Genomic DNA, 17,730 nt, shown 5'->3' on the forward strand with positions numbered 1-17,730 from the left:
CCATCTCCGATGAGGTTCAGGGGTAGGCCCCCGATCAGCGCCCAGATGCGCGGGCAGGACGTCGCGAGCGTACGGGACGCCCGGCGCGATCTGCGTGCCAGCGGCTTTCGTCGTCCGGTGCCGCCAAGAACCTGCGGAGCCAATCGCGGACGGCTCGCCGGCGCAGGGTCATCGCGTCTTCGTTGTGTCTGTTCTGAATCTTCATGAACATCATCTCGCCTGAATGGACAAGGGTCTCGCCTCAGCGTCTCGGACTTGTGCACGCCGAGGCGCGACCCTCGTATCGGCTCGGACACCGAGGAGTCACGTGCTGCGCCGACATCACAGCGCATACCGCCCAACCGGTCCGGCACACCGCCTTTCCCGAATCGCGGCCCACCGATGACCGATTCGTAACCCGCGCACCGACTACCCCGCGGTGCCCCGTCTGTGTAACCGCATGGACTTTGTCCTAGGGTGAGCCGTTTGCCAAGTCGCCCTGGATGGCGCGGACCAGCAGGTCCAGGGTGAATTCGAACTCGGCGTCGTTGTCGAGCGTGGCCAGGGTCGATGCGGTGTTCGCCAGGATCGGGAGGCCGGATTCCTCGAGTACGGCCTTTCCTGGGTGATGTCGTGGTCGGCGGTGGCGCCGAAGGTGAGGGCGGAGTCCGCGTCGCGCAGGACGACGCCGACCATCGCAGCCATGAATGCGCGCAGAATGTGCACTGCCCGAACGGGTTCGGCGCCCGCGGTGATGAGGATGGACAGGGCGGCTTCGATCGGGACCAGGCTGGCGGGGGATTTGGTCTGGCGGGTCGGTACCAGGCTGGTCGCGTGGGGGTGTTGGATGGCATGGCGTCGGAACGCGTGCGCGAAGGCGCGCAGGTCGTGTTCGAGATCTCCGGTCGGCTCGGGCAGGTCGATGGTGGAGAGGATGTGGTCGGTGACCGCGTCCAGCAGTCCTTCCTTGCCCTCGACGTGGTGGTAGAGGCTTTTGGCGTCGACGCCGAGTCGGCGTGCGACCGACCGCACGCTCATCGCCTCGAGTCCGCCTTCGGCGATAGCGGTCAATGCCGCGGTGGATGCGGCACCTCATCAGACCGGCCTTCGATCCGGCCGAGACTGCTGTCCGGCAGATCGAACGTCTCGGGTTCACGCGCGAGGACGTGCGCCACATCATCGTCACCCATCTCGATATGGACCATATCGGCGGCATCGCCGACTTCCCGCACGCGAAGATCCACACCACCGCTGCCGAAATGCTGGCCGCGGTGGTCAACCCTGGCCGCCGGGAGCGCGCACGCTACCGGCGCGTGCAATGGGCGCACGGCGCCCAATTCGTCGAACACGGCCCGGGTGGGGAATCCTGGCGCGGCTTTCCCGCGGCCCAGGAACTCACCGCCATCGCACCCGGGCTGGTTCTGATCCCCACGCCAGGGCATACCCGCGGGCATGCCTGCGTCGCAGTCGATTCCGGCCTCCGATGGCTGTTGCACTGCGGTGACGCCTTCTACCACTGGGGTGCGATCGACGGCCGGGCCGCCATTCCGTGGTCGGTCAAGGCGATGGAAGCCCTCGCCACCTACGACCGCGAGAAACTGCTGGAGAACAGGCAGCGGATCGCGGAACTACACCGCGGCGACGACCACGGCCTCCGGATCGTTTCGGCGCACGACCCCGCTGATCTTGCGGCATGCGTTACCCCCACTTGATCGTCGGCCAACTGCATCAGACCGGGTTCCGGCCCAAGCGGGATTACTGGGTGGCGGCGGAGAGGGCGTCGAATTCGGTGTCGGTGAGCTGGATTTCGGCGGCGGCGATGTTTTGTTCGACGTGCGCGACCTGGGAGGTTCCGGGGATGGGGAGCAGGACCGGTGAACGGCGCAGCAGCCACGCCAGGGCGAGTTGTGCCGGTGTGGCGGTGTGGTCTTCGGCGATGCGGTCCAGCGGGCCGCCGGGGCGGGCGAGTTCGCCGGTGGCGATGGGGAACCAGGGAATGAAGCCGATATTGTGGGTTTCGGCGTAGTCGAGGACGTCCTCGGCCTTGCGGTTGGCGAGGTTGTACAGGTTCTGGACAGAGACGATGTCGGCGATCTCGCGGGCCTGTTTCAGCTGTTCGACACTGACCTCCGAGACGCCGATATGGCGAATCTTGCCTTCCCGCTGCAACTCCGCCAGCGCGCCGAGCTGGTCGGCCAGCGGCACCTGCGGGTCGATGCGGTGCAGCTGATACAGGTCGATACGGTCGACGCCGAGGTGGCGCAGGCTCAAATGCAGTTGCTGGCGCAGGTATTCGGGACGGCCGACGGGCCGCCAGTCGTGCGGGCCGGAGCGGGTCAGGCCGCCCTTGGTGGCGATGACGAGATCGTCGGGGTAGGGGTGCAGCGCCTTGCGGATGAGTTGCTCGCTGACGAACGGCCCATAGGAGTCGGCGGTGTCGATGAAGTTCACGCCGAGCTCGACCGCCCGGCGCAGGACGCGCACGGCCTCGTCGGGGTCGGCCGGGTCGCCCCAGATGCCCGGGCCGGTGATCTGCATGGCGCCATAGCCGAGCCGGTGCACGGGCAGATCGCCACCGAGGGCGAAGACGCCCGAGGCGGCGGCGGGCCGGGAGTCGGTGTTGCTGGTCATATCGATCCTCTCGAAAGATTCGGTGATTCGATGCGCTCGTGCCGGGATGCGATCGGAATTCCCAGACCGTTGAGGACGATCTCGGTGGCGGGGCGCAGCAGATCCGTGCGCTCGGTCGACAGCAGCCCGGCGGTCAAAGCGAACAGGATCTGCGCGGTGTCGGCGGGACGAGGCGCGCCGGCGTCGGTGAGCACGCCCGTGAGCAGCGCGGTGAGGTCGGCGGTGAAACCGCGGCAGATGTCGCCGCTGAGTCGTGCTTGTTCGTCGAGAAGCTCTGCGGCGTGCGGTGATTCGGCGAACAGTCCCGCCGTGAGCTCCAGCTTGGCCGCGAGGACGTCGTGCACGCGGTCCGCGGCGGGCGCGTCCGCATGCGCGGCGGCGCGGGCGTGCTGGAGCGCTCGCTCGTGCAGCCGTGCGGCCAGGCGCCGCACCGCGTCGTCCTTGTTGCGGACGTATTGGTAGACCGCCGACCGTGACAGCCCGACCTCGGCGGCGATGTCGTCCATCGTGGTGCGTCGCACCCCGTAGCGGAGCAGGCAGCGCAGCGTGGCGTCGAGGACGTCGGCGGTCCGGTCGGCGGGCATGGGTTTCAGAGCGCTTTCAGCATCTCCGCGGCCAGCGGGGCGGAGGACGCGGGGTTCTGTCCGGTGTAGAGGTTGCGGTCGACCTCGACGTGGGGAGCCCACGGCTCACCTTCGCGATAGTCGACGCCCAGCGCGATGAGGCGGTCCTGCAGCAGCCAGGACGCTTTGTCGGCGAGGCCGGCCTGCGTCTCCTCGGCATTGGAGAAGGCGGACACCCGATAGCCCGCGAACGGGGAGACGCCCTCGGAATCGGTGGTGGCGAGCAGCGCGGCCGGCGCATGGCACACCACGCCCAGCGGCTTGCCCGAGGCCAGTGCGGCGGTGAGCAGTTTGCCGGAGTCGGCGTTGACGGCCAGATCCTCCATCGGACCGTGACCGCCGGGGTAGTAGACGGCATCGTAATCGGCCAGTCGCACGTCCTCGAGGCGTATCGGCCGAGTCAATTCGGTTGCCGCACTCAGTGTTCGGGCGATTTTCTCGGCCCCTTCGGCTCCGCCGTTGACGTCGGGTGCGAGGCTGCCCGCATCGACGGTCGGCACGACGCCGCCGGGAGTGGCCACGACGATCTCGTGGCCGGCGGCGGTGAACGCCGCATAGGGTGCGGCGAATTCCTCCGCCCAGTAGCCGGTCGGGTGTTTGGTGCCGTCCGCCAGCGTCCAATGGTCGGCGCCGGTCATGACGAACAGGATCTTTGCCATCGGGTATCCCTTCTTCGTCCGATTGTCCGAGGTGATGAACCGACATTTCGTGCGTGATTCGTCAATCCGTCACCCTGACCACCCTAGGGAGGGAGAAATTGTCTGACCAATAGATCTATCCATAGCTGGTATCGGGTCGCCGATGGGTCGCGGTTAGGCTGGTCAGGTGCGACAGCGGCGATTCGAGAATGGAATGGATCTTGCTCAGCTGCGGACCTTTCTGGCCGTCTATCGCGCCGGATCCCTCACCGCCGGAGCCGGGCAGGTGGGTCTTTCGCAGCCGACCGTGACCACCCAGCTGCAAGCGCTGGAGCGGCATCTGGGCAGACCGCTTTTCGAGCGACTGCCGCGCGGCGTCGCCCCGACCGCAGCCGCTCACGACCTCGCTACGCGAGTGGCCGCGTCGCTGGACACGCTCGAAGCCGTGATCGGCGGTGCGCCGCAGGACGGCCCACCGGTCACCGAACCGCCGGTCCTGCTGGGCGGCCCCGCGGAATTGCTGGCCACCGCGATACTTCCGGCGCTCGCACCACTGGTCGCCGACGGCGTGCGGCTCACGGTCGCCACCGGCCTGGCCGACGACCTGCTCGCCGACCTCCGGGCCGGCAAACTCGATCTCGTCGTCTCGACGATCCGCCCGCGCGGGCGCACCGTGCTGGCCGAACCCCTGGCCGACGAAGAATTCGTGCTGGTCGGTGCACCACACCTGGCCGCCCGCACCGACGCAAATCGATTGCGAGCCAACGATTTCACCGCCACCCCACTGATCGCCTACGCCCCGGACCTCCCGATCATCCGCCGCTACTGGCGTCACGTCTTCGACACCCGCCTGGAAACCGAACCCGCCCTGACCGTCCCCGACCTGCGCGCCGTCCTGTCCGCCGTCGTGGCCGGCGCCGGCATCTCCGTCCTGCCCACCTACCTGTGCGCCGCCGAATTGTCCAGCGGCACAATCCAAGCCCTCCAACACCCCGCCGACGCCCCCATCAACACGATCTTCCTCGCCCGCCGCGCCGGCACCACCCCCCGCCCCCACATCGACCGCACCCGCACCCACCTCCTCGACACCGCCCAAGAATGGCGAACCTGCACGCCCTGAACCGGACCAGAGGGCCCCGCCGACCGCCGCCGCAGTTGCCCGGGTCTGCGGGGCATTGGGACAAAAATGGAATTGGCGGCGTAGGTGAGACATTCAGAATGAAACATTGGTGAGTCAGCGGTAGCGTGACGGGCTGGAATCCGAGGATTTTCGGGTTCGATGGTCGCTCTAGTGGGAGATTCATGAAGTACTCGAAGTATGTGGTGACGGCGTTCGTTGCGGCGGCGGCGACGGGGGTTGCGGCGGGGACCGGGTATGCGGTGGCGGAGCCGGTGCCTGCGGTGCAGGATCAGCAGGGTGCGCCGCAGGTGCGGGGGAGTCAGCAGGGGGTGGATTATGTGGTGTCGTTGGCGCAGGCCGGCAATGGCATCATTACGCGGGTGACCGGCGGACAGTTCAGGGTGAGCGCCGATGGGAAGTCGGTGGCGCTGGAGAACCAGGAGGGGGCGGTTCTCACGCGGGTGAATCTGTCCAGCGTGGTGGCGGGCAAGCAGATCGATCTGGCGGCGGCGGTCGATCAGGACGGGCGGCAGTTGACGCTGACCTCGGACGCCACGCCGGTGATGTCCGCGAAGGACATCAGCGGCGTGGATTGGTTCATCTCCGAGTTGCAGCATGCGGCGATCGGCGGGTTGATCGGCGGTCTCATCGGACTGATCTTCGTCGGGATCGGCGCGATTCCCGGCGCGATCATCGGCTTGCTGGTGGCCGGCGGGCAGCCGCTGATCGATTCGGGGTCCGCGGCCCTCACGGGGCAGCCCTGAAAACGCTGATTCTGGGCGGGACCCGGGAAGCCCGGGAACTCGCCGCCATCGCCTCCGGGGAGCGGGGATTCGAGATCGTGTCCTCGCTCGCCGGGCGCGTGCGCGCACCCGTGCTGCCGGTCGGCGCGGTGCGCGTGGGGGGATTCGGGGGAGTCGAGGGGCTGCGGGAGTGGCTGGCGGACAACGGGATACAGGCCGTGGTGGACGCCACGCACCCGTTCGCCGGAGGGATCAGCGCCAATGCCGCCGCGGCCGCGACGAGTCTCGGGCTGCCGGTGCTGCATGTGCGGCGGCCGGGGTGGCGGGAACGGGACGGCGATCGCTGGATTCGCGTCGCGGGTCTGGCGGAGGCCGCGGAAGCCGTTGCGGGGATGGGTGATCGGGTCTTTCTGACCATCGGGCGGCAGGGCGTGGCGGCCTTCGCGCTGTCGCGGGCGTGGTTCCTGATCCGTGCGATCGACCCGCCGGACGGCGATATCCCGCCGCATCACGAATTACTGCTGGCGCGTGGGCCTTTCAGCGTCGCCGACGAGACCGCGCTGCTGCGCAACCGCGCGATCGACGTCATGGTGACCAAGGACAGCGGGGGAACGCTCACCGAAGCCAAGCTCACCGCCGCCCGTGAACTCGGCATCCCGGTCGTCATGATGGACCGGCCCGCACCGCCCGCCGGCGTGGACCAGGTGGAAACCGTTGCGGCGGCCTGGAACTGGCTGCGCGCCCTCGTCGACAGCGCTTGAGACCGCTCCAGCGGACGCGCGGTGTGCCTCGTCGATCGGAACCGGACGGTTTCTCCGGATTCGGCGGAGCGATCGATCATGGTCGGACGAGCGGGCAGCAAAAGTAAGCCGGCATGGGCAGGGGACACGGTCTTGGGCGCGTGGCGGGCGTCAGGACAGGCGGCTGGTGTGCTCCAGGAGTTCCGGCAGGCGGTCGAACCAGTCCAGGACGGCGCGTTCGTAGCGGATGCCGAAGTCCAGGGTGGCGCGCTCGAACGGCGACATGCGTTGTTCGTCCTGGCCGGACAGGTATTTCGACAGTCGCTGCTCGTGGACGGCGCGGTTGGCGGCGACGATGCGTTCGAGCCGGCGCGGGTCCACGAACTCGCCGAAGGACAGGGTCAGCAGCAGGGGGACGCGGATGGTTTCCGCGCCGGGGTCGCGGGCGATCCACTCGGCGAAGGCTTCCCGGCCCGCCTCGGTGATGACGTACGGGGTGCGGTCGCGGGCGCCGGACTCGCCCTTGTCCACGAAGCCGAGTTGATGCATGGTGGCCAGTTCCCGGTACACCTGGCTCTGGGTGATGGTCCAGAAGTCGCCGATGCGGTCCTGGGCCCGCGCCACCAGATCCCACCCGGACATTTCGCCCTGGTGGAGGAAGCCGAGCAGGGACGCGGCCGTCGAGTTGAGCGGGCGTCGAGCTTTGTCTTCGGGCAACACCACTCCTTACGCCTACGTTCTCCTGTGGAATCTACGTCTCGTAGCGGCGGGAGGTGAACACTCGCGGCCCGCCGGCCGCGTCGAACACCGTGGTGGTGGACGCGCCGACGATCAGCAGCGTCCGCATGTCCACCTCGCCCGGATCCAGCTCGGCGAGCGTCACCACCCGCACCGATTCGGCCGGGCCGCCGACATCGCGGCCGATCACCACCGGCGTCTCGGGCTTGCGATGCTCGAGCACCAGCTCACGCATCGCCGCCACCTGCCACTGCCGCTGCGAAGACGCCGGGTTGTAGACGGCGAACGCCATATCCGCCGACGCCACCGCCGAAATCCGTTGCGCCACCGTCTCCCACGGCTTGAGCCGATCCGACAGCGAGATCATCGCGAAATCGTGCCCCAGTGGCGCACCCATCCGGCTGGCCACCGCACTGGCCGCGGTCACCCCGGGCAGCACCCGCACCGGCACCTCCCGCCACTGCGGATCCGCGGACTCCTCGATCACCGCCGCGGCCATGGCGAACACCCCGGGATCCCCCGACGACACCACCACGACCTTCGCCCCGGCCTTGGCCAGGTCCAAAGCCATTGCGGCGCGCTCGGATTCGACCCGATTGTCACTGGCGTGCCGTCGCTGCCCGGCCCGCACCGGGACACGGTTCACATAGGTGGTGTACCCGACGATATCGGTCGCGCCGGCCAGCGCCCGCGCCACCTCCGGCGTTGTCCACCCGTCCGCGCCGGGACCCAGGCCCACCACCACGACTTCGCCGCGTCCGCCCGAATCCGGTTCGCTGACGGGAGGTTCGGTCGTTTCCCGGGCGTCCATGGCCGCGGCGTGCCGCTCGTCGAGCGCGGCGGCTGGGGAACCAGCGGCGTACCGCTCGTCCAGCGCGGCTGCGGAATCAGAACCGGTGGAGACGATTTCGGCGGGTGCCGCGGTCTGGTCGGCGTCCGCAACGGACTGACCGGAGGTCAGCGGGATGCGGGTGGCCGGGGTAGGACCCGGGACGATGGTGATGGCGAAGTAGGGGACGCTGGAATCGTCGACGTCGGCGGCGCGCAGCACACGCTGGCGGGTGGAGCTGGCGCGCTCGACGTAGAAGGCGTCGTCGAGGCGGCCGGCGTCCGAAAGGGCTTGGCGGACACCGGGATAGGTGCGGCCGAGCTTCATGATGGCGGCGGCGTCGGTATCGCGCAGGCGGCGGGTGAGTTCCGCGGTGGGCAGGGTGCCGGGCAGGATGGTCAGGGCCTGCTCGCCCTCCACCAGCGGGGTGCCCAGCGCGGCGGAGGCGGCGCTGACCGAGGTGACCCCGGGAATGATCTCGGTGTCGAAGCGGTCGGCCAGCCGGCGATGCATGTGCATGAACGAGCTGTAGAACAGCGGATCGCCCGCGGCGAGCAACGCCACCGTGCGACCGGCGGCGAGATGGTCGGCCAGCGTCGCGGCGGCCTGCTCGTAGAACTCGTCGATCGCGCCCTGATAACCGCCGGGATGATCGGTGGTCTCGGTGGTGACCGGGTAGACCAGGTGCTCCTCGAGCTGATCGGCGCGCATGTAGGGGGCGGCGATGGCGCGGGAGATGCTGCGACCGTGGCGGGCACTGTGGAAGGCGATGACGTCGGCCTCCCCGATCACGCGGGCGGCCTTGACCGTCACCAGTTCCGGATCGCCGGGACCCAGCCCGACACCCCAGAGCTTGCTCATTCTTGTTCGCTCGCAATCGCATTGAGGGCCGCGGCCGTGATGGCGCTGCCACCGCGCCGGCCGCGCACGGTCAGGAACTCGACGCCGCCGTACTCGGCCAGCGCCTGCTTGGACTCCGCCGCGCCGATGAAACCGACCGGGATGCCGAGGACGGCCGCCGGGCGCGGCGCGCCTGCGTCCAGCAGGTCGAGCAGATGGGACAGGGCGGTCGGCGCATTACCGATCGCCACCACCGCCCCGTCGAGCCGGTCGCGCCAGAGTTCCAGCGCCGCAGCGGATCTCGTATTGCCGATCCGGGCCGCCAGTTCGGGCACGCGCGGGTCGCGCAGCAGGCACAGCACCTCGTTGTCGGCGGGCAGCCGCTTGCGCGTCACCCCCGAGGCGACCATGTTCGCATCGCACAGAATCGGCGCACCGGCCCGCAGCGCGGCCCGCGCCTTCGCCACCACATCCGTGCTGAATTCGACGTCACCGGCCAGATCCACCTGCCCGCACGCGTGAATCATCCGCACCACCACCTGCGACACGTCCGCCGGGAAGCGGGCCAGATCGGCCTCCGCGCGAATGGTCGCGAACGAACGCCGATAGATCTCGGCCCCGTCGGTGAGGTAGCTGGCACGTACGTCGGACATGGCCACCACCCTAGTTTTCACCCCGCGAGCGGCCATGAGCGGGTAGTGCGCCCGGCCACACCGGGGATGCGGTAGGCACCCCCCCGGGGGGTCAGGTGCGAGGCCGTTCGAGCAGGCGGGACATGACGATATTGCTGCGGGTGCGCCCGACTCGCGCGTTCTCGCGGATGCGCTCGACGGTGGCCTCGATCTCGGCCATATCGGTGGCCATGACGTGGACCAGGGCGTCCGCCTCGCCCGCGATCGTCCACACGCCGACCACCTGGGGGATCGGTTCGAGACCGCGGCGCAGTTCGGCGGGGGAGATGTTGTCGCGGTAGAAGACCTCGACATACGCCTCGGTGCGCCAGCCGAGCGCGGCCGGGTTGACCACGGCGGTGAAACCGGTGATCTGGCCGGCCGCCACCATCTTGTCGACCCGGCGTTTCACCGCCGGCGCGGACAGGCCGACCGCCGCGCCGATCTCCTGGAACGAGGCGCGGGCCTGCTCGAGCAGGTGGCCCAGGATGCGGCGATCGAGATCGTCCATGAGGCTGTTCCTTTCGCAATCGTGCACCTGCAGCGCCTCGGCGCAACGAATCGCTGGTCCAGCGGCGATCAACGCAACGATTCGCTATTTCCCGTGCAACGGTACGCCACATACCTTCAGCTCAGTCCGGTCCGCGCCGCTTCCGAGGGAGTCTCGTTGACGTCCGTAGCCACCCTGCCCGCCCGTGATCCCGCCGCCCGCCGTTCGACACCTCGCCGCTACCTCATGTGCCGTCCCGAGCATTTCGAGGTCACCTACGCCATCAATCCGTGGATGGACACCTCCGCACCCGTCGACCGCGCCCTCGCGCTGGCCCAGTGGGACGGATTGCGCGCCGCCTACGAGGCGCACGGACATCGGGTCGAGGTCATCGAACCCCTTGCGGGACTGCCCGATATGGTGTTCGCCGCCAATGGCGGGCTCGTCATCGGCGACCGGGCGCTGTCGGCGCACTTCGCCAATCCCGAACGCGCGGACGAAGGTCCGGCCTACCACAGGTGGATGGCCGCGCAAGGATTCGCCGAGGTGCTGGCGGCCGGCGAAACCAACGAGGGCGAAGGCGATTTCGCCATCGCGGGGGAGCGGATCCTGGCCGGCACCGGGTTCCGCAGCGCCCGCGGCGCGCACGAGGAGGTCGCGGAGTTCTTCGGATTGCCGGTCGTCTCACTGGATCTGGTGGATCCGCGCTTCTACCACCTCGATACCGCGCTCATGGTCCTCGACGACACCATCGCCTACTATCCGGCCGCCTTCAGCGGGCCGAGTGCCCGCACGCTGGCGCGGCTGTACCCGGACGCCATCATCGCCACCGACGCGGACGCGGCCGTGCTCGGCCTCAACGGGGTGTGCGACGGCTACCACGTCTTTCTCACCGACCAGGCCACCGGTCTGGCCACCCAGTTGCGGGCGCGCGGTTACGACCCGGTCGGCATCGACCTGTCGGAGCTGCTGAAATCCGGTGGCAGCGTGAAATGCTGCACGCTCGAACTGCATCGGGCCACCGTGAGCGCTGCCGCTGCGGGCTGAACTCCGGGCCGGGCAGTCGACGCACGCGCGCGACTGCCCGGATCGGGTGCGGCCGTGCACTATTCGGCCGGGGTGATCCGATAGCCGTCGGGGGTGGCGATTATGTCGGTGACCGGGCCCCTGGGGCGGCCGCACCGGCGATCGCAACCGGACCAGTGTTGGCGGCCCGCGGCGACGATCTCCTCCGCGTCCAGGCCCTCCTGCGCGGATTGGGTTGCGGCGGTGGGGATCACGCGGCCCGATTCGACGGCTGCGGCGGCATCGGCGCGGACATCGGTGAGCGATTTCGCGCAACCGGGCCGGCCTGCGCAGGCGCTGACCTGCAGCCAGGGCGAGTTGGCGTCGAAGAGAAGGCCCATGGGGGCGAGGACGCGGACGACTTGCTCGGCCGCCCACTCCTCGAGGTCGGTGATGACCAGGCTGCGCCACGGGGTGAGGAAGACGGGACGCTCGATCGCGGCGATGAATTCGGCGGTGCGGGCGGGCAGCGAGCCCAGACGCACACCCGCGCCCAGCGCCACCCGATCGTCGTCCTGATTCAGCCAGCCGATCGGGATGTCTTGGCGCGCAGTGATTTCGACGGGCGCGCCGGTGGCGTCCAGGCCGGGATGATTGGACAGCAGATGCTCTGTCACGCGGCCCGGGCCGTCCGGTATCTCGTGCAGCCGCCACTGGCCGTCGCGGATATCGAGGAAGCCGTGGGCGGTGGCGAGCATCAGCTCGACCGCGTCGGCGGCGGACACGCGGACACCGGTGTCGTTGCCCGCCAACAGGAGTGCGTAGGTGTGCTCGTCGAGGGCGTGGACGCCGATATCGCCGCCGAGGCCGCTGACGTCGCCGCGACCGTCGTCGAGGGTGAACAGGACGCGGCCGGGCAGGTCCGCCAGACGCGGGTGTGCGCGCAGACCCTCGTCGAGTGCGGGAACCAGAGGATGCACGTCGGTCCAGCCGCCCACCCGGCCCGAGAGCGGGGAGGCGATGATGTTGCGGATCCGCTCGTGAGTCGCGCTGGGCAGCAGCCCGGCCGCGGTCAGCCGATCGGTGAGCGCGGCCGCGTCGCGGACCTGCCGGAACTGCACATTGCCGCGCGAGGTGAGCTCGATATGGCCGTCGCTCAGATCGACCGCCGCCGCGGCGAGGGTCTGCAACTGCTCGGGGGAGAGGCGGCCGCCGGGGACCCGGATGCGGGCGAGGGGACCGTCGGCGGCCTGATGCAGGCGCAGCACGCCCGGGCAGGAATCGGGATCGGATCGCGTCATGACCCCACCAGCCTACGGAGGAAGGCACGGTCGACTACCCGGGGGAGGTGATGGGGTGACGAGGACCCACCCCGCGCGGCGGCCATATCACTGCGAGCGCTGATCGCCGCGCATCCTTCGCCGCGCCAGCTCGGTCTAGCCCGCATAAACGCATATCCGAATCTAGAGATATTGCGATCTATTCATGGAAAGTGTGCATGTGAAGGCGCGTTCGCAGCTCGAGGACCGTGAGGAAAGCACGCGCGTAAACCTCGTTCGCGGCTCGAAGCTACGAGGGTGGAGGCGGTGAGGTCAGTGGTGGACGTCGGTTTCGATGCCTCTGGGGTTGCCGCGGCGGCGGGCGAAGGCGGGGGTTCGTTTCCAGGTGTCGTTGAGGAGGCTGGGGATGTTGTGGTGCTGGACGTGGTCGCGGTGGACGGTGGTGGTCATGACGGTGAGGCCGAACAGGGCGGTGGCGGCGCAGATGATGCCGGCCAGCAGGGCCCATTCGGTTTGACCGGAGCCGGCGGCGGTGAGGGCCATGGCCAGCGTTGCGAAGGCAACCAGTGCGCAAAAGTATCCCGACCAGGCAGCAAAGCGGTTTCGCCTGACCCATCCTGGAGTACGTGGCATACCCGCAGCTTACGGACGTACCGGTCGGTCGCCCAGAGGATCGGGTGAGGCTTTGCCGCACTGTGATCCGGCCGCGGCGTGCGGTGATCCGGGCGCGTTGACGGCGGGGCGGCCGGGGCGCGATAGCATCGGCGCGCTCGTCGAACGGAAGAAACCGGTGCAATTCCGGTGCGGTCGCGCCACTGTGACAGTCAGACCTTCCGGCGAGCGCCGAACCGTGCTGGGCGCGTCACCCGAGGAAGGCCGAACCCTGTGATCCTGCTGCTGTCCACCTCCGATACCGACCTGCTGAGCGCACGCGCCAGCGGCGCGGCGTACCGGCTCGCCAATCCCGCGCGCCTGCTGCCGGAGGATCTGCCCGCGCTGCTCGATGGCGCCGAGCTGGTGATCGTGCGCATCCTGGGCGGTAAACGCGCCTGGGAGCCGGGGCTGGAGGCGGTGCGCGCCAGCGGAATTCCGCTGGTGGCGCTGGGCGGTGAGATCGCGCCGGACGCCGAGCTGATGGAATGCTCGACCGTGCCGGGCGGCGTCGCCGCCGACGCGCACAACTATCTGGCCGCGGGCGGCCCGCGAAACCTGCTGCAGCTGCACAACTTCCTGTCCGACACGGTGCTGCTGACCGGGCACGGTTTCGAGCCGCCGGTGGAGATGCCGAGCTGGGGTGAGCTCGAACGCCAGGCGCGCGAGCCCGCGGCCGGCGCGCCCACGGTGGCGGTGGTGTACTACCGCGCCCAGCATCTGGCCGGCAACACCGGCTACATCGACGCCCTGTGCGCCGCGATCGAGGACCGGGGCGCGCGGGCGCTGCCGCTGTACTGCGCTTCGCTGCGCACCGCCGAACCGGAGCTGCTGGCCACCCTGCGCACCGCCGACGCGCTCGTGGTGACCGTGCTGGCCGCGGGCGGCACCAAACCGGCCGCCGCGTCGGCGGGCGGCGACGACGAGGCGTGGGATGTGGGCGCGCTCGCCGACCTGGATGTGCCGATCCTGCAAGGGTTGTGCCTGACCAGCGGCCGCGAGCAGTGGGAGGCCAACGACGACGGCCTGTCCCCGCTGGATGTCGCCACCCAGGTGGCGGTGCCGGAGTTCGACGGGCGCATCATCACGGTCCCGTTCTCGTTCAAGGAGTTCGACGCCGACGGGCTGTCGACCTATGTGCCCGACGCCGAGCGTGCGGCGCGGGTGGCGGGCATCGCGGTGCGCTACGCGCGGCTGCGCCACATTCCGGCCGCGGACAAGCGGATCGCGCTGGTGCTGTCGGCGTACCCGACCAAGCACGCGCGCATCGGCAATGCCGTCGGCCTCGACACCCCGGCCAGCGCCATCCGGTTGCTCACCGAGATGCGTGCGGCCGGTTACGATCTCGGCGCGCCGGGGGAGATCCCGGGCCTCGAGCAGGGTGACGGCGACGCGTTGATCCACGCGCTCATCGCCGCGGGCGGCCAGGACCCGGACTGGCTGAGCGCCGAACAGTTGGAGGGCAACCCGATTCGCATCGGCGCGGACCTCTACACGCGGTGGTTCGAGACGCTGCCGGAGGATCTGCGCGAGGCTGTCGTCGAGGCGTGGGGGCCGCCGCCGGGTGAGCTGTATGTCGACCGGTCGGCCGACCCCCGGGGCGAGATCGTCATCGCCGCACTGCGTTTCGGCAATGTGGTGCTGATCGTGCAGCCGCCGCGCGGGTTCGGGGATAACCCGGTCGCCATCTACCACGACCCGGATCTGCCGCCGAGCCACCACTATCTGGCCGCCTACCGCTGGCTGGCCGCGCCGGAGGGCTTCGCCGCCGACGCCGTGGTGCATCTGGGCAAGCACGGCAATCTGGAGTGGCTGCCGGGCAAGACGCTGGGCATGTCGGCGTCCTGCGGCACGGATGCGGCGCTGGGGGATCTGCCGCTGATCTATCCGTTCCTGGTCAACGATCCGGGCGAGGGCACCCAGGCCAAGCGCCGCGCCCACGCCACCCTGGTCGATCACCTGATTCCGCCGATGGCGCGCGCCGAAAGCTACGGCGACATCTCGCGATTGGAGCAGTTGCTCGACGAGCACGCCAATATCTCCGCGCTCGATCCGGCCAAGCTGCCCGCCATCCGCCAGCAGATCTGGACGCTCATGCGCGCGGCCAAGATGGACCACGATCTGGGCCTGACCGAACGTCCCGACGAGGAATCCTTCGACGACATGCTGCTGCACGTCGACGGCTGGCTGTGCGAGATCAAGGATGTGCAGATCCGCGACGGCCTGCACATTCTCGGCGCCGCCCCCGAAGGGGAGGCCGAGGTGGATCTGGTGCTGGCCATGCTGCGCGCGCGGCAGCTGTGGGGCGGCGAGGTCAATGTGCCGGGGCTGCGGGAAGCGCTGGGGCTCAGCGAAGCCGGGGACGAGGCGCGCGAGCGGGTGGACGCGTTCGAGAAGCTGGCGCGCGAGCTGGTGTCGGACATGCGGGAGGTCGACTGGGACGTCGATGCCATCGAGGCGGTCACCGAGGACCTGGTCACCGGTGAGCTGGGCGTCGCGGCCGGAATCGACGATGCCGCAACACGTCTGGGCGAGGTGCGCCGGGTGCTGGGCTTCGCGGCCACCGAGGTGGTGCCGCGGCTGCGCCAGACCGGGGTGGAGATCGCGCGCATCCTGCACGCCTTGAACGGCGGATTCATTCCGGCCGGGCCCAGCGGTTCGCCGCTGCGCGGGTTGATCAATGTGCTGCCGACCGGGCGCAACTTCTACTCGGTCGATCCCAAGGCGGTGCCGTCGCGGCTGGCCTGGGAGACCGGTCAGGCCATGGCGGATTCGCTGCTGCAGCGCTACCTGGCCGATCACGGCGAATACCCGCGCTCGGTGGGGCTGTCGGTGTGGGGTACCTCGGCCATGCGCACCTCCGGCGACGATATCGCCGAGGTGTTCGCGCTGCTGGGGGTGCGGCCGGTGTGGGACGAGGCCAGCCGCCGCGTCACCCGGTTGGAAGCGATCTCCCTGGCGGAGCTGGGCCGCCCGCGCATCGACGTGACCGTGCGCATCAGCGGGTTCTTCCGCGACGCGTTCCCGCACGTGCTGGCGCTGCTCGACGATGCGGTGCGCCTGGTCGCCGACCTGGACGAGCCCGCCGAATCCAACTATGTGCGCGCGCACGCCCAAGCCGATCTGGCCGAGCACGGTGACCAACGGCGCGCCACCACAAGGATTTTCGGCTCCAAGCCCGGCACCTACGGGGCGGGGCTGCTGCAGTTGATCGATTCCAAGAGCTGGCGCACCGACGACGATCTGGCGCAGGTGTACACCGCATGGGGCGGTTTCGCCTACGGTCGCGATCTCGACGGCGCGCCCGCCGCCGACGACATGCGCACCGCGTATCGGCGAATCGCGGTGGCGGCCAAGAACACCGACACCCGCGAGCACGATATCGCCGACTCCGACGACTATTTCCAGTACCACGGCGGCATGGTGGCCGCGGTGCGCGCGCTCACCGGCACGAATCCGGAGGCGTACATCGGCGACAGCACCCGGCCCGACGCGGTGCGCACCCGCACCCTCTCGGAGGAGACCACGCGGGTGTTCCGGGCGCGCGTGGTGAATCCGCGCTGGCTCGAGGCGATGCGCCGGCACGGCTACAAGGGCGCGTTCGAAATGGCCGCCACCGTCGACTATCTGTTCGGCTACGACGCCACCACCAATGTGGTCGCCGACTGGATGTACGAAAAGCTCGCCGAATCCTATGTTTTCGACGAGACCAATCGGAAGTTCATGCGGCAGTCGAATCCGTGGGCGCTGCACGGTATTGCGGAGCGGTTGCTGGAGGCGGCGGAACGGAAACTGTGGGAGCAGCCCGAGAGCGACACCCTCGATCGGTTGCGGCAGGTCTATCTGGAGACCGAAGGCGAACTGGAGTAAGCGAATTCGACCGGTCGCGTTTCCGGTCGCGGCGTGCCGGGGTTGCGCACAGGACAAGGGCGGACAACCCCGGCACCTGGGTCTTCCCCGCCGATGAGTCTGAGAGGATCATAAGAATCGTCTCGGCGTCGTCTCCGGGGAGACCCTGAAAAGGTGAACGGCGCCGCGTCACCCGGCGGCGTCGAATGACGTTATCGGGTCCGATAATTCGATGTGGGAATTCCCCGGTTCGCCGCGCTTCGCGTCCGCGAATTCGAGTTGCAGTGTTGTGGCGCTTCCTTTCGGCAATCGCTTGCTCGACCCTGCGGTGAATCGGCTCTTCGATCGCAGGGAACCGTCATGAGAATCGCCAGAATCGCCGCCACCGCAGTGCTTTCCGTCGCCGCGCTGGGTGTCGCCACCGCCACCGCGCACGGCGAGCCCGCCGTCGCCCAACCCGGGATCAGCGGCGCGGACCGGGGCGTGGACTACTCGATCACGCTCGCCCCCGACCGCTCGGCGGTCACCACCACGCTGACCGCCGGGCATTTCGCGCTCACCGACGCCGCGGTGAACATTCTCGCGCCCACCGGCGAGGTCATCGCGTCGCTGCCGCTGACCTACCAGCTGGCCGACCGCACGGTCAGCGTGGTGCCGGAGGTGAACACCGCCGCCACCGAATTGACGATGCGGCCGTCGGATCCGGCCGATATCGCCGCACCCAACGGTGAGGTGGTGGCGTTGCAGAACATCGCCAACGCGGGCTCGATCGTGGCCGGCGCGGTCATCGGCTGCCTGGTCGGCATCGTGGTCGGGATCTGGTTCTTCCTGGTCGGCGCGATCGTCGGCTGCGGGGTCGGCGGCCTGCTGGGCGCCATCATCGCCGGAGACCAGCCCTAGCTC

At 69.2% G+C, this 17,730-nt stretch carries 17 protein-coding genes and 1 riboswitch; of the genes, 7 read left to right on the forward strand and 10 right to left on the reverse strand.

Annotated elements, in window-relative coordinates; all coding sequences use genetic code 11:
• Nucleotides 1-408 precede the first annotated feature (408 nt).
• A complete protein-coding gene (locus D7D52_RS19625) occupies nt 409-1,050 on the reverse strand; it encodes a TetR/AcrR family transcriptional regulator (RefSeq protein ID WP_120738442.1) in 642 nt (213 codons plus the stop codon).
• A gap of 11 nt (nt 1,051-1,061) precedes the next feature.
• On the opposite strand from D7D52_RS19625, the gene D7D52_RS19630 reads away from it, so the two are divergent.
• The gene (locus D7D52_RS19630; RefSeq protein ID WP_246023166.1) at nt 1,062-1,691 is read left to right on the forward strand and encodes an MBL fold metallo-hydrolase; all 630 of its coding nucleotides are present in this window, start codon (nt 1,062-1,064) and stop codon (nt 1,689-1,691) included.
• A gap of 43 nt (nt 1,692-1,734) precedes the next feature.
• Here D7D52_RS19630 and D7D52_RS19635 read toward each other — a convergent pair whose 3' ends face one another.
• From D7D52_RS19635 to D7D52_RS19645, 3 genes are read right to left on the reverse strand one after another with little or no spacing between them, the layout of a single operon-like run.
• Entirely contained in the window at nt 1,735-2,610 is an 876-nt protein-coding gene (locus D7D52_RS19635; protein ID WP_120738446.1) for an aldo/keto reductase, read from the reverse strand.
• The gene (locus D7D52_RS39910) at nt 2,607-3,194 is read right to left on the reverse strand and encodes a TetR/AcrR family transcriptional regulator (RefSeq protein ID WP_120738448.1); all 588 of its coding nucleotides are present in this window, start codon (nt 3,192-3,194) and stop codon (nt 2,607-2,609) included. The genes D7D52_RS19635 and D7D52_RS39910 overlap by 4 nt, the downstream gene beginning before the upstream one ends.
• A gap of 5 nt (nt 3,195-3,199) precedes the next feature.
• Nucleotides 3,200-3,892, reverse strand: a complete 693-nt coding sequence (locus D7D52_RS19645; RefSeq protein WP_120738450.1) for a type 1 glutamine amidotransferase domain-containing protein — start codon at nt 3,890-3,892, stop codon at nt 3,200-3,202.
• A gap of 193 nt (nt 3,893-4,085) precedes the next feature.
• Here D7D52_RS19645 and D7D52_RS19650 point away from each other — a divergent pair, with 193 nt between their 5' ends.
• The 3 genes from D7D52_RS19650 (at nt 4,086) to D7D52_RS19660 (ending at nt 6,495) form a co-directional block, all read left to right on the forward strand.
• Entirely contained in the window at nt 4,086-4,991 is a 906-nt protein-coding gene (locus D7D52_RS19650) for a LysR family transcriptional regulator (RefSeq protein ID WP_120738452.1), read from the forward strand.
• A gap of 182 nt (nt 4,992-5,173) precedes the next feature.
• Entirely contained in the window at nt 5,174-5,755 is a 582-nt protein-coding gene (locus tag D7D52_RS19655; RefSeq protein WP_120738454.1) for a DUF8020 domain-containing protein, read from the forward strand.
• Nucleotides 5,752-6,495, forward strand: a complete 744-nt coding sequence (locus D7D52_RS19660) for a cobalt-precorrin-6A reductase (RefSeq protein WP_120744272.1) — start codon at nt 5,752-5,754, stop codon at nt 6,493-6,495. The genes D7D52_RS19655 and D7D52_RS19660 overlap by 4 nt, the downstream gene beginning before the upstream one ends.
• A gap of 150 nt (nt 6,496-6,645) precedes the next feature.
• Here the strand turns inward: D7D52_RS19660 and D7D52_RS19665 are convergent, their stop codons facing one another.
• The 4 genes from D7D52_RS19665 to D7D52_RS19680 all read right to left on the reverse strand — a co-directional run bounded on the left by D7D52_RS19665 (nt 6,646) and on the right by D7D52_RS19680 (nt 10,063).
• Nucleotides 6,646-7,191 carry a PadR family transcriptional regulator gene (locus D7D52_RS19665; RefSeq protein ID WP_425464550.1) on the reverse strand — a complete coding sequence of 182 codons (546 nt, stop codon included), beginning with the start codon at nt 7,189-7,191 and terminating at the stop codon, nt 6,646-6,648.
• A gap of 34 nt (nt 7,192-7,225) precedes the next feature.
• Nucleotides 7,226-8,902, reverse strand: coding sequence for a precorrin-3B C(17)-methyltransferase (gene cobJ, locus D7D52_RS19670; protein ID WP_120738456.1), 1,677 nt, complete (start codon nt 8,900-8,902; stop codon nt 7,226-7,228).
• Nucleotides 8,899-9,534 (reverse strand): precorrin-8X methylmutase, encoded by a 636-nt coding sequence (locus D7D52_RS19675; protein ID WP_120744274.1) that lies wholly within the window; start codon nt 9,532-9,534, stop codon nt 8,899-8,901. The genes cobJ and D7D52_RS19675 overlap by 4 nt, the downstream gene beginning before the upstream one ends.
• A gap of 91 nt (nt 9,535-9,625) precedes the next feature.
• On the reverse strand, nt 9,626-10,063 hold the full coding sequence (locus D7D52_RS19680) for an Lrp/AsnC family transcriptional regulator (protein ID WP_120738458.1): 438 nt from the start codon (nt 10,061-10,063) through the stop codon (nt 9,626-9,628).
• Nucleotides 10,064-10,219: 156 nt separating this feature from the next.
• On the opposite strand from D7D52_RS19680, the gene ddaH reads away from it, so the two are divergent.
• On the forward strand, nt 10,220-11,089 hold the full coding sequence (ddaH, locus tag D7D52_RS19685) for a dimethylargininase (RefSeq protein WP_222932647.1): 870 nt from the start codon (nt 10,220-10,222) through the stop codon (nt 11,087-11,089).
• A 59-nt stretch (nt 11,090-11,148) separates the two neighbouring features.
• On the opposite strand, the gene cobG is transcribed toward ddaH, so the two are convergent.
• Both cobG and D7D52_RS19695 read right to left on the reverse strand, forming a co-directional pair.
• Nucleotides 11,149-12,348, reverse strand: coding sequence for a precorrin-3B synthase (gene cobG / locus D7D52_RS19690; RefSeq protein ID WP_120738462.1), 1,200 nt, complete (start codon nt 12,346-12,348; stop codon nt 11,149-11,151).
• 291 nt (nt 12,349-12,639) lie between these two features.
• Nucleotides 12,640-12,870 (reverse strand): hypothetical protein, encoded by a 231-nt coding sequence (locus D7D52_RS19695; RefSeq protein ID WP_120738464.1) that lies wholly within the window; start codon nt 12,868-12,870, stop codon nt 12,640-12,642.
• A gap of 224 nt (nt 12,871-13,094) precedes the next feature.
• Nucleotides 13,095-13,170, forward strand: a riboswitch (adenosylcobalamin-variant (AdoCbl-variant) riboswitch).
• Nucleotides 13,171-13,212: 42 nt separating this feature from the next.
• On the opposite strand from D7D52_RS19695, the gene cobN reads away from it, so the two are divergent.
• Nucleotides 13,213-16,848 carry a cobaltochelatase subunit CobN gene (gene cobN, locus D7D52_RS19700; RefSeq protein WP_120738466.1) on the forward strand — a complete coding sequence of 1,212 codons (3,636 nt, stop codon included), beginning with the start codon at nt 13,213-13,215 and terminating at the stop codon, nt 16,846-16,848.
• Nucleotides 16,849-17,187: 339 nt separating this feature from the next.
• The gene (locus tag D7D52_RS19705) at nt 17,188-17,727 is read left to right on the forward strand and encodes a DUF8020 domain-containing protein (RefSeq protein WP_120738468.1); all 540 of its coding nucleotides are present in this window, start codon (nt 17,188-17,190) and stop codon (nt 17,725-17,727) included.
• Nucleotides 17,728-17,730: the final 3 nt, after the last annotated feature.

It is taken from the genome of Nocardia yunnanensis (assembly GCF_003626895.1).
Lineage (GTDB): Bacteria > Actinomycetota > Actinomycetes > Mycobacteriales > Mycobacteriaceae > Nocardia > Nocardia yunnanensis.

Excerpts from the sequence above, each read along its gene's own strand:
- cobG (WP_120738462.1), bottom strand. The coding sequence starts at position 12,348 with ATGACGCGATCCGATCCCGATTCCTGCCCGGGCGTGCTGCGCCTGCAT.
- D7D52_RS19645 (WP_120738450.1), bottom strand. The coding sequence starts at position 3,892 with ATGGCAAAGATCCTGTTCGTCATGACCGGCGCCGACCATTGGACGCTG.
- D7D52_RS19650 (WP_120738452.1), top strand. The coding sequence starts at position 4,086 with ATGGATCTTGCTCAGCTGCGGACCTTTCTGGCCGTCTATCGCGCCGGA.
- D7D52_RS19635 (WP_120738446.1), bottom strand. The coding sequence starts at position 2,610 with ATGACCAGCAACACCGACTCCCGGCCCGCCGCCGCCTCGGGCGTCTTC.
- D7D52_RS19675 (WP_120744274.1), bottom strand. The coding sequence starts at position 9,534 with ATGTCCGACGTACGTGCCAGCTACCTCACCGACGGGGCCGAGATCTAT.
- D7D52_RS19655 (WP_120738454.1), top strand. The coding sequence starts at position 5,174 with ATGAAGTACTCGAAGTATGTGGTGACGGCGTTCGTTGCGGCGGCGGCG.
- D7D52_RS19630 (WP_246023166.1), top strand. The coding sequence starts at position 1,062 with ATGCGGCACCTCATCAGACCGGCCTTCGATCCGGCCGAGACTGCTGTC.
- D7D52_RS39910 (WP_120738448.1), bottom strand. The coding sequence starts at position 3,194 with ATGCCCGCCGACCGGACCGCCGACGTCCTCGACGCCACGCTGCGCTGC.
- D7D52_RS19695 (WP_120738464.1), bottom strand. The coding sequence starts at position 12,870 with ATGGCCCTCACCGCCGCCGGCTCCGGTCAAACCGAATGGGCCCTGCTG.
- cobJ (WP_120738456.1), bottom strand. The coding sequence starts at position 8,902 with ATGAGCAAGCTCTGGGGTGTCGGGCTGGGTCCCGGCGATCCGGAACTG.
- D7D52_RS19680 (WP_120738458.1), bottom strand. The coding sequence starts at position 10,063 with ATGGACGATCTCGATCGCCGCATCCTGGGCCACCTGCTCGAGCAGGCC.
- D7D52_RS19705 (WP_120738468.1), top strand. The coding sequence starts at position 17,188 with ATGAGAATCGCCAGAATCGCCGCCACCGCAGTGCTTTCCGTCGCCGCG.